11 protein-coding genes are annotated in these 13483 nt (G+C 40.6%); 9 read left to right on the top strand and 2 right to left on the bottom strand.

The genetic code is table 11. The features are described 5' to 3' along the window. Positions 1-4: 4 nt before the first annotated feature. The 5 genes from HGJ98_RS09070 (at position 5) to HGJ98_RS09050 (ending at position 4576) form a co-directional block, all read left to right on the top strand. Complete coding sequence (locus tag HGJ98_RS09070; RefSeq protein ID WP_291350746.1) at positions 5-496, top strand: 4Fe-4S dicluster domain-containing protein; 492 nt, start codon at positions 5-7, stop codon at positions 494-496. 1 nt (position 497) lies between these two features. Next, positions 498-1760 (top strand): FAD-dependent oxidoreductase, encoded by a 1263-nt coding sequence (locus HGJ98_RS09065; RefSeq protein WP_291350745.1) that lies wholly within the window; start codon positions 498-500, stop codon positions 1758-1760. 5 nt (positions 1761-1765) lie between these two features. Continuing rightward, complete coding sequence (locus HGJ98_RS09060) at positions 1766-2506, top strand: hypothetical protein (RefSeq protein WP_291350744.1); 741 nt, start codon at positions 1766-1768, stop codon at positions 2504-2506. 103 nt (positions 2507-2609) lie between these two features. Beyond that, positions 2610-3938, top strand: coding sequence for a type I glutamate--ammonia ligase (glnA, locus tag HGJ98_RS09055; RefSeq protein ID WP_291350743.1), 1329 nt, complete (start codon positions 2610-2612; stop codon positions 3936-3938). 65 nt (positions 3939-4003) lie between these two features. Then, positions 4004-4576, top strand: coding sequence for an ANTAR domain-containing response regulator (locus HGJ98_RS09050; RefSeq protein ID WP_291350742.1), 573 nt, complete (start codon positions 4004-4006; stop codon positions 4574-4576). 99 nt (positions 4577-4675) lie between these two features. Here HGJ98_RS09050 and HGJ98_RS09045 read toward each other — a convergent pair whose 3' ends face one another. Both HGJ98_RS09045 and HGJ98_RS09040 read right to left on the bottom strand, forming a co-directional pair. After that, positions 4676-7267: a PEP/pyruvate-binding domain-containing protein gene (locus HGJ98_RS09045; RefSeq protein WP_291350741.1), complete on the bottom strand. Its 2592-nt coding sequence runs from the start codon at positions 7265-7267 to the stop codon at positions 4676-4678. A gap of 250 nt (positions 7268-7517) precedes the next feature. Continuing rightward, positions 7518-8108 (bottom strand): Uma2 family endonuclease, encoded by a 591-nt coding sequence (locus HGJ98_RS09040; RefSeq protein ID WP_291350740.1) that lies wholly within the window; start codon positions 8106-8108, stop codon positions 7518-7520. A 271-nt stretch (positions 8109-8379) separates the two neighbouring features. Between HGJ98_RS09040 and HGJ98_RS09035 the strand changes: the two genes are divergently transcribed. The 4 genes from HGJ98_RS09035 to HGJ98_RS09020 all read left to right on the top strand — a co-directional run bounded on the left by HGJ98_RS09035 (position 8380) and on the right by HGJ98_RS09020 (position 13284). Continuing rightward, the gene (locus HGJ98_RS09035) at positions 8380-8937 is read left to right on the top strand and encodes a UbiX family flavin prenyltransferase (RefSeq protein WP_291350739.1); all 558 of its coding nucleotides are present in this window, start codon (positions 8380-8382) and stop codon (positions 8935-8937) included. 577 nt (positions 8938-9514) lie between these two features. Next, on the top strand, positions 9515-10597 hold the full coding sequence (gene serC, locus HGJ98_RS09030; RefSeq protein ID WP_291350738.1) for a 3-phosphoserine/phosphohydroxythreonine transaminase: 1083 nt from the start codon (positions 9515-9517) through the stop codon (positions 10595-10597). Between the two features lie 24 nt (positions 10598-10621). Next, a complete protein-coding gene (locus HGJ98_RS09025) occupies positions 10622-11785 on the top strand; it encodes a phosphoglycerate dehydrogenase (RefSeq protein WP_291350737.1) in 1164 nt (387 codons plus the stop codon). 260 nt (positions 11786-12045) lie between these two features. Continuing rightward, complete coding sequence (locus HGJ98_RS09020) at positions 12046-13284, top strand: DUF1015 family protein (protein ID WP_291350736.1); 1239 nt, start codon at positions 12046-12048, stop codon at positions 13282-13284. Positions 13285-13483: the final 199 nt, after the last annotated feature.

Here is a 13483-nt window from a genome sequence, read left to right as displayed (position 1 = left end):
TCGGATGAAACGTGTTTATGCCCGGGAAGAAGTATGTATGGGCTGTAAACTTTGTGAAGTATATTGTGCGACGGCCCATTCGGAGTATCCGTTGGACCTTGTTAAAGCATTTTTGAAACAAAAGATGAAGCCCTTGCCAAGAATTTTGGTAGAGAACAATTTATCCATATCCTTTGCGCTCCAATGTCGGCATTGTGATGAGGCACCCTGCACCAAAGCATGTATAACTGGAGCTATGCAGAAAGATTCTGTAACGGGAATTGTAAGCAATGATGAACGTCGATGTGTAGGGTGTTGGACTTGTATCCTTGTCTGCCCTTTCGGTGCGATTGGGAGGGATAACCAGGGACACAAAGTGGCTTCTAAATGTGACCTTTGTTCTAATGTGGCAGACCAAACAGATACGGAAAGCTTCTCAAATGTGCCGGTTTGCGTTCAAAATTGTCCTAATCGTGCCCTACAGTTTATGGATAGCGTTGTAGAGGGAGAGGAGTAGCATGGATTATGTAATCATCGGCAATTCCGCTGCTGGGATTGGTGCAGTGGAAGGCATCCGTAGTGTAGATCGAGTAGGAAAAATAGCGCTTTTTTCCAGGGAACCGTATCCTGCCTATTCCCGTCCTCTTATTTCCTATTATCTTTCAGGTAAAGTTGCCCCAGAAACGATGTATTACCGAGATCCCGATTTTTACCTGCGCCTGCAAGTTGAAACTTCTCTTGGAAAAAAAGTTGAAGCGATAAAGTTTGAAGATAAGACAATAGAACTATCGACTGGGGATAAGGTGCCCTTTGATCGTCTTTTAATCGCAACTGGCGGTAAACCTATTACCCCCCCGATTCCTGGCAGAGAGTATTCTGGAGTTTCAACCTTCTTAACTTGGGACGATGCGAAGGATTTAGGAGAAGAACTCTTTCCAGGAATCAAAGTGGTGGTTATTGGGGCGGGCCTTATTGGTCTTAAAGCAACAGAGGCCTTGGTAAAAAGAGAAGCGACTGTGACAGTGGCTGAACTATCAAACCGCATCTTGAGCGCCATTCTTGATGAAGATTCGGCCAGAATTGTTCAGACTCATCTTGAAGAACAAGGTGTGAAGTTTCAGTTAAATAATACGGTAGCCGAGATTTTAGGTGAAGAGGGTAAGGTCACCGGGGTTCGTCTCCAGAATGGAGAAGAGCTAGAGTGTGATCAAGTAATTTTAGCCATCGGGGTTAGACCAAACCTAGACCTTGTTCGAGATACCGAACTTAAGTTCAATCAGGGTATCCTGGTCAATTCACACATGGCGACAAGTGTGGATGACGTATTTGCTGCGGGGGATGTCTCAGAAGGTTATGACAAGATCTATCAAGAGAATCGTGTCTTGCCGATTTTGCCGAACGCCTATAAGCAGGGATTTACAGCAGGGGTAAACATGGCTGGAGGAAGCTCAGAATTCCAAGGTGGATTTGCCATGAACGCCATCGGATTTTTTGATCTTCCTATGCTCACAGCAGGGATTATTAAACCAACTACTCCCGGTTTTCAAGAATATATTCGACTCGATCCAGGGAAGCAAAATTATAAGAAGATCGTCCTGAGGGCTGGAAAACTTGTTGGGTATATCGCCCTAAATACTGTGGATCGGGCTGGAATTCTTACCGGACTTATGGACCAAGAAGTTGATGTGACGCCTTTTCAGGAACATCTCTTAAAAGAGGATTTTGGTTATATCCATTTTCCAAAGGAACTGCGCAGCCAAAGACTTTCCCTAAGGAAGTGAATTAAATGATTGTACTCAATGCCAAAGGACTCTATTATCGAGAACTGAACAGTAAGATTCGTGAGGAGATCGCTACAGGTTCGCAAGATATTGTGGTCAAAAATGTGAATGGTCAACGCTATATCGGAGATGGAATCACAGGTAAGGCCCGTTTAACTCTTAAAGGAACTCCTGGCAATGATATGGCAGCCTTTATGAATGGCTTAGAGTTATTTGTGGAAGGTAACACCCAAGATAGTATCGGTAACACAATGAATAATGGAAGGATTGTAGTTCACGGAAGTTCAGGGGATACTGTCGGTTATGCCATGCGGGGTGGAGAAATCTACATTCGGGGGAATGGTGGATATAGGGTCGGAATTCATATGAAGGAATACCAAGAAACGATTCCGGCTATTGTCTTAGGAGGAAAGGCAGGAGATTTCTTAGGAGAATATATGGCTGGCGGAGTGATTGTTGTGCTCGGTCTAGATTTAGAAGAAAGTGAGGAAATTGTTGGATCCTATTGCGGTACGGGGATGCATGGAGGAGTTATGTATATCCGTGGTGAAGTAGATGGCTACAAACTCGGAAAAGAAGTCAAAGTGGTAGCGCTTACGGAGAAGGATCATGAGCAGATCAATCGCTATGTTAAAGATTATGTAGGTTATTTTGGAGGAAGTTATGAAGATATTCTAGCAAAACCATTTTCCAAACTGATTCCGTATAATAAACGACCATATGGCAATCTTTATTGTGGCTGGTAAAGGATTTTCGAACTAAAGGCAGGCGGATCAGACTTTTTAGGATATAATAAGGCTAAAATAATGCTTAGTTCATTTCTTTACTTGAGAAAGGAGAGCACCTCAATTGTTTTTTACTAAAGAAGATTGTCTTAACTATGTTAAAGAAAATGATGTTCGATTTATTCGTCTCCAATTCACGGATATTGCCGGTAATATGAAGAATATCGCGATCATGGATAAACAGCTTGCTAGCGCTTTCGATAATGGAGTCATGTTCGACGGCTCGGCCGTGGCAGGATTCTCCGGCATCGAATCCTCTGATATGTTTCTTTTCCCCGATCCATCTACCTTTGCAATCATTCCTTGGAGACCGCAACAGGGCAAGGTGGCAAGAATCATTTGCGATGTAAAAAACCACGATGGTTCTCAGTTTGAAGGAGATCCCCGCTATATTCTAAAACGAACCTTGAAAAAAGCGCAAGACTCAGGTTATACCTTTCAAGTCGGTCCGGAATGTGAGTTTTTTATGTTTTACAATGATGATGAAGGTCAGCCAACCACGAAGACCCATGACTCAGCCAGTTATTGTGATTTAGCACCCATCGATCAGGGGGAAAACACCCGGCGTGAGATGTGCATGATCTTAGAGGAAATGGGGTTTGAAATTGAAGCGTCACATCATGAGACAGCCGCAGGGCAACATGAAATTGATTTTAAATACACAGATGCTCTCACCGCGGCAGATAATATCATGACCTTTAAAATGGTGGTTAAGATCATCGCCCAACGAAATGGGCTTCATGCCACCTTTATGCCCAAACCCCTCCCCAACGTTAATGGTTCGGGAATGCATATTAATATGTCACTAACCCAAAATGGAATCAACCTCTTTAAGGGAGAAAATAGTTCAACCGATATATCTGAAACTGCCAAATTTTTTGCTGCTGGTTTGTTGAGACATATTAAAGGAATTACCGCCATCGCTAATCCACTTGTGAATTCTTATAAGCGTTTAAAACCAGGCTTTGAAGCACCTGTGCATATCGCCTGGTCCCACATGAATCGCAGTCCCTTGTTGCGGGTTCCGGCGCCCCGGGGAGAAGGAACAAGGCTTGAGCTCAGAAGTCCTGATCCTACCTGTAATCCTTATCTGACCTTAGCCTTAGTTTTAGAGGCGGGCCTTGATGGGTTACACCAGCGTCTGCCATTGGAAGATCCTATTAATGTCAATATTTATACTTTGACGGCGGAACAGGAGAAAGAGCTCGGGCTTGAGCGGCTGCCCTCAAATCTTTTATTCGCTCTTGAAGAGATGAAAAAAGATCCATTAATTCTCTCGACACTTGGTGCGCATACGTTTAATAAATACCTAGCGACTAAGGCTTTAGAATGGGAATCCTACGATAACTCAATACACAAGTGGGAAGTTGAAAAGTATTTAAAATCTTATTAAGTCTTCGCATCGCTGCTAGTGGGCACCGTTAAGTTTTCTTTACCCTGCACAAAGGGGTGATTGTAATGAGCGCAGGGAGTGTTTTAATTGTTTGTGGAAAAGCTGAAATGGCAAGCAGCATACAGGCAATGCTTATCAAGGAAGGGTTTTATCCGGTAAGTTGCGCTCATTCAGCCAATGAAGCAAGAAGAGCCTTTTTAAATATGTCATTGGATTTAGTCATTATAAGCACTCCTCTACCCGATGAACAAGGAACGGATTTAGTATTTGATACCCGTGAAAAAACATCTGCTGGTATTATAGTGATCTCAAGACCGGAGCAGTTGCTAGACATGCAATGCAGTCTTGAGAAAATTGGTGCCCTGATTTTGCCTAAGCCAATAAACCGTTTAACCTTGCTTCAGACTGCCCGATTCGCGCTAACTGTGAGGAATTCGATGACGGAATTAATCAATGAGCGGGACAGATTAAAGAAGCGGATTGACGAGCGTAAGATCCTTGAACAAGCCAAATGGACCCTTGTTGAAAAGCTAAACTTGAGTGAGCCCCAAGCCTTTCGTCTTATTCAGAAAAGAGCGATGGACATGCGTCTCTCGCAAGCATTAGTCGCGGAAGAGATTATAAAGGAGTTCGAGTAAGCATATAGTTTGGTAGGTGAAGTGAATCCTATTTTAGTCGAGATTATCAACGTTGACTTAAAGGGGTATCTGGCATTAAGGCCGGATACCCCTTTGAGTTTAGTAGAAAAAGCATTGAATCTCTTGTTTAGTAATATCTGAAATTACTTGTAAGTTTAGTTGCGAAGGTACGAGGTCATAGACCTTTAAAGCCTCTCTTAGATTAGATTTTTCCGGAACTATATCAAGTGAGATCTGAGCGAAGTTATCTAGCAAATCTAACTGATAAATAGTTTCTTTTTTTTCGGGGAAAAGGGCCAGATAGACTATTTCACTTTCGATCATGTCCTGAAAAAAGTGAGTTCCAAACGAGACATCAGGGAGGAATCCAGTCTGATGGTAGCCGATCTCGCCTAAAATAGAAATGTGATTTATCTCTGCAAATGCAGCTGGAACTCCTAAAGAAGGAATCTTCGAGCCCCATCTTCCTGGACCGAGGAGCAGGACGTTGGTAGTTTCTTTATGGATTTGCTTATTCAGTCTCCCAATGATCCTAGCAGTTTCATATTTCTCAGATTGGCTGAGTTGGTTATAGGCGTGTGGCTCTACAAGGATGACCTTGTGAATGTTTGTAGATATATTGCCACCCATGAAGTGTCCTTTGCTTTTAAAAAGAATTCGGTCGGGCGGAATTTCTTGGGGAGATTCCACGTGGTCCTTAAAACCTTGAACCTGTAAAGGCCTGCATTGTAAAAGGTTTATTCGATACTTGCCATTGTTTTTAAAGTTAACAGTGAATTCAATATCCACCGGATGATTATAGGCTGTTTCAAGAGTTCTAAGAAGTTTTGAAAAGGTCGAGGCAAAATCAGTTTCGGAGAATAAGGGGTTGAAACTAAAAACCCAGGACTCTTTGCGATTTAAGCCGAGTTGTTTCATTCTTTGTTCTGTTTCAAGGTCTCGCTCGGCGATTTTTGTTTGGTGTAAATCAATCTGTTGATCCATGAGATTTTGAATCGCAAGACACTCTTGGCGGTTTCCGCGGATGTCTAAGACATCCATTTTTTGCTGGGAAAAGGCTTTAAAACTTCGAAGACCATCGTAGGGCATTGATTGGGGCCGATCTAAAGCGGCAATTCTGGCGTAATCCCCTTCAAGCCGATCAACGGCTCTGGTGCCCAAGCCAAGGACAAGCCGAATCATTCCAGCGTGGGGATTCATCTGAGAATCCCAAACATACATGTTGTGCGAAAAGCCTACCCCTGCTAGATCAGGAAAAAAGTAATTCTGTTTATTTGATCCAGACACCCTTTGGACAAGGAGAGCCATTTGTTCTTCTGTCTTGGTTAGACCGTGTTTTTCACGATAAGCCAGCGCTTCTTCGCTTAATGTACTCGCAAAGACCTTTCGAACCGCCTCTGTGAAGTTGTGGTAACGTTCCTCAAGGGTCCCTTGATTGATACAAAAAACGCTTTCGTATTTACCTGGAAAGGCATTTCCAAAGCCATCTTCCAAAAGGCTGCTAGAACGAACAATAATCGGAGATTGACCGAAATATTCCAGCATCCTGAGAAATTTGTTTTTTATAGACTCGTTAAACCTTCCCTTGAGAATGTTATCTCGAAGATAAGCAGCTTTTTCTAGATATAAATCGGGTGATCGTCGTTGCTCTAGCTTAAGTTTCCACAAATTATTATCCACAAGAAAAGAGTAGTAAACATCTGAGCCGATATAGAACGAATCATGTGGTTCAAGAATTCTGTTCCAGGTTCCAGCCGACTGAGTTAATATTTTTCGTGCCAGAAGCATTCCTATGGCTTTACCACCAATAAATCCAGAGCCAATTAAACGTGATTTTATGGACAAGATATCTTGGAGAGAAAAATATTTAAAGATTAGTTCAAGGATTTTCTTGTCGCGTGTTAGAAATATTAGAGATAATTGACGGAGTCGTTCTTTTACTTCGGCGGAAGTAGAAGAGGAGGAAGAAAGTAGTTTGCCAGCCTTGATAAATAGACGATCCCAATAATCGAGATCTCTTTCAGGATTTTCGTCGTCTTCACCAAGTTGAGAATAGAGAGCTGCAACATCTCCACTGTTGGTTATAGGTAAAAATTGATCTTGGTACATCACATGGGGAAGAAATAGAGTTGGAGTGTAGCGATCCCAGACTTTTAATGGATGTACATAGGTTTTATCCTCGATTTCAAAAACGTCAAATAATACTTGAGTTGTATCGCGGATTACAGCGGTACTATGATACGAGTTGTGATTTTTGAAGGTTGCAAAATAGGCGATGGTATTGAGTTCATATAGATAGGGACAGGTTACCTTGAAGAAGTTTCCGATCATTGAATCTGTAGCCCAACCATCTAATAGCTCAGATAAGCAGTCGAAAATGTAGAAAACATCTTGTCCTTCCTGTGTGATCTTTTCGTGGATTTGGAAACAAAACTCTTCAAACCCATTATTGGCATCGACCGAAAAAACCTCAACTTCATCCATAGTCTTTATAAGCGGGGCGTTTTGTGTAAAGCAAATATAGATGATTTTCTTGGCATTTACCTTATTTTCTTCGATAAAAGACTTAACGAATCTTTTGTATACATCAATGTCCCTAACCTGGAAAACGACGTTATCTCCCATTCGCAGATGTTGGATCACGTCATCTAATGCTGTAAAGCCAGTACTCGCTTTTTGGGAATTTTCCATATTAATTACCTCCTTGTAATTAATTGCTAAGGACTGCTGATGGTGAGTGAACTAGTTCAACTAAAGATAAAAGGAAGGCGCTTCAGAAATACTCGTGCGTGTCGAGTAAATCCAAAGCGCCTTTGCTTTGCGTTATAATTGCTGAAATGCAAGGTGAATTAAGTCTATTCATTATAATAGTATCCCAAAAACAAACCACAATGCAAGGGATAAATATAAAGAATTAAGTATTCATGATAATTACGTCCGATTATTCATCGGATATAACTTGGAAGATGTCCTTAAGATCTATAATTAAGTCGGGAACGACGTTGACTGGAAGCTGATCGTTAGTTGTATAGACATTTGGTCGACCGTACTTATCATCTGAACCAAGAATATAGACAACAATCGTTCTACCTTCAGGATGAACAATCCAATACTCTTTAACACCAGCTATTTCATATCTTCGAAATTTAACCTTTAAATCCAATTGCATGGTTGAGGGAGAAGTAACCTCAATGACTAAGTCAGGACAGCCAGTGCAGCCATTTCGGTCAACAAATTGCTTGTTACAAATCAAGGTAAGATCTGGTTGTACTACAGTCTTGGCGAGCTGTTCATCCTCGCCTTGTTTAGGGAGGCGGACGTCAAAGGGTGCAGGAAAGATTTCGCAGCTTTTTCCTTTTAGAAAAATATTAAATATTGTAGAGAGTTCTCTAATTACCCTTTGATGGTTTGATGAGGGTGCCGGTGTCATGTTATAAGCAATACCATCAATAAGTTCCCATCGCTCATCTGAGGGCCAAGTCAGGTAGTCTTGGTAGGTGTATAGAGATTTGGAAGCTAGTATAGTTTCCATAAACACTTCCCCTTTTATATTGTTTGCCAAAATATGTTATATATGATGATATCATACCTGATTTTTTCTGACAATCAGTAAAATAATTATCTTAATATCGAAAAACAAAGAATTAGCCCCTCGTAACTTGTAGACTATAATAAAGCTAGTAATTAACACATGATTAAAATAACTTCAGATGGACGTCCAAGACTGTGGTAATATAGTGAATATCAAAAGGTTAAGGTTTTGCATGATGACCTATGAACATTTATATGAAGAGGGATGAACAATGGAAATTGTAGTTGGAGTAACTGGGGCAACGGGAACGATCTATGCAATGAGATTATTAAGAGCTTTGAAAGACACGCCTAAGGTGAACGCTCATCTCATTATGAGCGATTGGGCCAAGGAAAATTTGAAGATTGAAACGAAGTATTCGCTGGAAGATATTGAACGATTAGCTGAGGTAGTCTATGATAATAAAAACTTGGGTGCAAAAACTTCGAGCGGATCGTTCATTACTGATGGAATGGTCATTGTGCCTTGTAGTATGAAAACCTTGAGTTCGATTGCCAATGGTTATGATGACAACCTCATTTCAAGAACAGCGGGTGTCATGCTCAAAGAAGGAAGAAAACTAATATTAAGTCCTAGAGAAACCCCTCTAAGTCCTATCCATTTAGAAAACATGCTTAAGTTATCAAGACTTGGAGTGAGAATCGTTCCGCCTATGCCAGCTTTTTATAATAATCCCCAGAGCATCGAAGATATCATCAACCATCATGTTATGAAGATATTAGACCAATTCAGCATTGAATATGATAAGGGTAAACGGTGGGAAGGTTAAAACAAATAATAGAAAATAATTCAAAAATAATGCTTGACACTATGCTCGGAATCGATTAGAATCTAAATAATTCAAAACGGTCCAAACACGATGAAGGGAAGTCCCCGGCTTATAGAGTTAAGAGAACTGACGGTTGGTGAAAGTCAGTCTAATGAGTCGAAGGATTCCATCCTGGAGTGGCCAATGATGAATTGTGACGGGTTCCGCCCGATAACGCGGACATAAGTTGGCCGATAAGGCAACATGGGTGGCAACGCGGGAATAACCTCTCGTCCCTAATTGGGATGAGGGGTTTTATTTATTTTAATGCGTCTACTTTCATGTGCCGATAATTGGTTAGAACTTGGGTGGCACCGCGGAATTCCCGCCCCAATGATGGGGTGGGTTTTGTTTTTTACTTTTGAAATCCAAAATTATACATTTTATTATTAAATTATAAAAGGAGGAATATTTATATAAATATTGATAATTTAGGATGTTAGCCCGAATACTACCGCAACGTAGGATGGGGACTACCTCCTTCGCCGTCAAGTGAGAGTCGTGATAATTGGATAAAGAACGAAAGGGAGGATTTGTTATGAAAAGAGTTTACAATTTTGCTGCAGGTCCAGCTGTATTACCAGAAGAGGTTCTTAAAGAAGCTGCTGAAGAGATGCTAGATTACCAGGGCACAGGCATGTCCGTTATGGAGATGAGCCATCGTTCAAAAGCCTTTGAACAAATCATTACGGATGCCGAAAAAACATTGCGGGATCTTATGAAGATTCCGGATAATTATAAGGTTCTGTTCCTTCAAGGTGGAGCCTCGCAACAGTTTGCCATGATTCCTATGAACTTAATGAAAAATAGAGTAGCCGATCATATTAACACGGGACAATGGGCAAAAAAGGCGATTTCAGAAGGTAAATTATTTGGGAAGATCAATGTTATAGCTTCCTCTGAAGATAAGACGTTTTCATATATTCCGGATCTAAAGGACTTGACGATTTCTGAGGATGCTGATTATGTTTACATCTGCCATAATAATACAATCTATGGAACCAAATATAACGAATTACCTCAAACTGGGGAGAAAATCTTAGTCGCTGACATGTCCTCAGATATCCTATCGGAACCAGTAGATGTAACAAAATACGGACTTATTTTTGCCGGTGTTCAAAAAAATATTGGTCCTGCAGGAGTAGTTGTGGTTATCATCCGTGAAGATCTAATTACGGATGACGTCTTGCCGGGTACTCCAACAATGTTGAAATATAAAATTCACGCAGACAACAAATCTCTTTATAATACCCCTCCAGCTTATGGGATCTATATTTGCGGAAAGGTCTTTAAGTGGGTTCAGAAACTGGGCGGGCTCGAGGCAATGCAGAAAATCAATTTAGAAAAGGCTGCTATCTTATACGATTATCTCGATTCCAGTAAGCTATTTAAGGGAACTGTTGTAAAGAAGGATCGGTCGTTAATGAATGTTCCCTTTGTTACGGGATCCGATGAATTAGATGCGAAATTCATCAAAGAAGCAAAAGCTGCTGGATTTGAAAATTTAAAAGGACATAGAACTGTTGGTGGTATGAGAGCAAGTATATACAATGCTATGCCAATTAAAGGGGTTAAGGACTTAGTTGATTTCATGAAGAGATTTGAAGCAGAAAATAACTAAAAAAGATTAAGGGGTGGATAAGTTATGTTTAAAATAAACTGTTTAAATAAGATAGCCAATGTGGGATTAGATCTTTTTACGGATAATTATAAAATGGTAGATAATTTCGTTGATGCCAACGCTGTACTTGTAAGAAGTTCAAGTGTTCATGACTTAGAGCTGCCTCCGACCTTAGATGCAATTGCAAGAGCAGGAGCAGGAGTCAATAATATTCCTCTAGATAAATGTGCTGAACGTGGAATAGTCGTCTTTAATACTCCTGGCGCAAATGCTAATGGAGTAAAGGAAATGGTCATCGCTGCCTTGATTATTGCTGCGCGCAACATTGTAGGAGGAGTTAACTGGGTAAATTCTTGTGGGCAAGATCCAGAGGTTGCTAAACTTGTTGAAAAAAATAAATCAAAGTTTTCTGGGACAGAAGTGAAAGGGAAAAAACTAGGAGTTATTGGACTTGGTGCGACTGGAGTTTTAGTTGCTAATGCGGCGAATAAACTTGAAATGGAAGTCTACGGTTATGACCCATTTATTTCAGTAGATGCGGCCTGGAAACTTTCCAAATTTATTAAACAAATAAAGTCTTTAGACGAGATCTTCAGAGAGTGTGATTTTATCACGGTTCATATCCCGTTAACCGACTCAACAAAGGGCATGTTCAACAAAGAAACCTTTGCAATCATGAAAGATGGAGTTAAAATACTTAACTTCTCAAGAGATACTTTGGTAGTTGATGAGGATATGATTGAAGCCTTGAAGTCTGGAAAAGTTCATCGATACGTAACAGATTTCCCCAATCCTAACGTATGTGGCGTAGAAGGAGTCATCACCATTCCCCATTTAGGAGCGTCAACCAGTGAATCAGAAGATAACTGCGCGATCATGGCAGTAAGACAAGTAATGGACTACTTAGAAAATGGAAATATTAAGAACTCGGTCAATTTCCCGAACTGTGATATGGGGATTTGTACTCAGGCTGGACGGATTGCTATTTTCCACAAAAATATCCCCAACATGATCAGTCAATTCACGGCAACCTTTGCCAAGGAGAATATTAATATTACGGACATGACAAATAAGAGTAAAGGGCAATGGGCGTATTCTTTGCTCGATATTGAACCCCCCTCCACTGAAGAAATAATCAAGAGACTAAGAGAAATCGACGGAGTTCTAAAAGTCAGAGTGATTAAGTGAAACAGGGGGATGAAACAGGGGGACAGGTTCCCTGTTTCAGGGAACCTGAAACGCGGGAAAACGCGGGGACAGGAACCTTGTTTCACATCAGTCATAAGGTGTTTAAGCAAAAATCACCGATGAGGTTAAACAAGGCCACATGCTTTTGATAGGGGCAGAAACCTTGTTTTCCCTAGTTATACTTCATGCTCTAGGCGGCATGAAACATGAAATGATCTAAAGGAGTCTTAGGAGAACTTTTTGGAGTGGAGGAAGAGCATTTGGCTACTATAAGACCATTTAATGCCTTAAGACCGAGAGAAGATGTCGCAAGTAAAGTGGCAGCACTTCCTTATGATGTGTATAATCGCGAAGAAGCTTTACAAGAAGTGTTAAAGGAACCTTTATCTTTTTTAAAAATTGATAGAGCAGAAACACAATTTGATATGGACTTTAACCCTTATGATGCCAAAGTCTATGAGAAAGCAAAAGATCTTCTTCAAGAAATGATCGAAGAAGGAATATTAGTTAAAGAAGGTAAGGACTGCTACTATGTCTATGAACTAACAATGAATGGCCGCTCCCAAACCGGTTTAGTAGGATGCGCGGCCATCGATGATTACCTAAATAATGTTGTTAAAAAGCATGAGAAAACACGAGAGGATAAGGAAATCGACCGAATTAAGCACGTCGATATCTGCAATGCTCAAACTGGACCAATTTTCTTAGCCTATCGTTCACAAGAAACTATCAATCAAGTGGTAGAGGGGATAAAAAAAGAGCCCCCATTATATGATTTTATTGCTCCTGATGGAGTTAAGCATACCGTCTGGAAAATAGATAAAACAAGTGACTTAGTAACGATCTATACTGGGTTCAAATCGATACAAAGCATCTATATTGCAGATGGGCATCATAGAACGGCTTCGGCAGTAAAAGTCGGCTTAAAAAGAAGAGAGGAAAACCCAGGGTATACAGGAAACGAGGAATTTAACTTCTTCCTATCCGTTCTTTTTCCCCATGATCAATTGATGATTTTAGACTATAACCGCGTAGTGAAAGATTTAAATGGGCATAGCAAAGAAGAGTTTCTAACACAAGCAGCTAATTCCTTTCTAGTAGAAGAAATGGGAGCAGAGCCTTTTAAACCCTCAGAAAAGGGTACATTTGGAATGTACTTAGAAGGCGTATGGTATAAGCTCACGGCAAAGGATGAAATCCGCTCAACGGATCCTGTAGAGGGACTTGATGTAGCATTGCTTCAAAATCAGCTGTTAACTCCCGTTCTCAACATTAAAGACATAAGAACAGATAAAAGAATAGACTTCGTTGGTGGTATACGTGGGCTTAAAGAACTTGAAAAACGGGCTAATCGTGATATGAAACTTGCATTCTCCATGTTTCCCACTTCAATTGATGAGTTGTTTGCAGTATCTGATGCAGGACAATTGATGCCGCCAAAATCGACTTGGTTTGAACCTAAACTGAGAAGTGGATTGTTTATTCATGAGTTAGGGTAGGATAAAAAAACTTTTGGAGCTCATGTATAAAACTTGAATGAATAGGATATGCTATTTGTTGAGATGAAGTTCATGGCAAATTCAGACTGATTGACAAGTTATATTACTGCCTTGGCATTGATTACAATAGCTATAGCCATATTGGCTTGGTCCAAATCCTAAGTAGAACGTGAATAAGTCATCTAACAGAGTCCTTGAT

It is taken from the genome of Desulfosporosinus sp. (assembly GCF_014237355.1).
Lineage (GTDB): Bacteria > Bacillota > Desulfitobacteriia > Desulfitobacteriales > Desulfitobacteriaceae > Desulfosporosinus.
Note: the sequence above shows the minus strand (reverse complement) of the source record. Positions and strands in the feature narration are given on the sequence as shown.

Bases quoted from the DNA above. Each gene is read 5' to 3' on its own strand.
- serC (WP_291350738.1), top strand. From the start codon at position 9,515: ATGAAAAGAGTTTACAATTTTGCTGCAGGTCCAGCTGTATTACCAGAA.
- HGJ98_RS09050 (WP_291350742.1), top strand. From the start codon at position 4,004: ATGAGCGCAGGGAGTGTTTTAATTGTTTGTGGAAAAGCTGAAATGGCA.
- HGJ98_RS09040 (WP_291350740.1), bottom strand. From the start codon at position 8,108: ATGGAAACTATACTAGCTTCCAAATCTCTATACACCTACCAAGACTAC.
- HGJ98_RS09025 (WP_291350737.1), top strand. From the start codon at position 10,622: ATGTTTAAAATAAACTGTTTAAATAAGATAGCCAATGTGGGATTAGAT.
- HGJ98_RS09035 (WP_291350739.1), top strand. From the start codon at position 8,380: ATGGAAATTGTAGTTGGAGTAACTGGGGCAACGGGAACGATCTATGCA.
- HGJ98_RS09070 (WP_291350746.1), top strand. From the start codon at position 5: ATGAAACGTGTTTATGCCCGGGAAGAAGTATGTATGGGCTGTAAACTT.
- HGJ98_RS09060 (WP_291350744.1), top strand. From the start codon at position 1,766: ATGATTGTACTCAATGCCAAAGGACTCTATTATCGAGAACTGAACAGT.
- HGJ98_RS09065 (WP_291350745.1), top strand. From the start codon at position 498: ATGGATTATGTAATCATCGGCAATTCCGCTGCTGGGATTGGTGCAGTG.
- HGJ98_RS09045 (WP_291350741.1), bottom strand. From the start codon at position 7,267: ATGGAAAATTCCCAAAAAGCGAGTACTGGCTTTACAGCATTAGATGAC.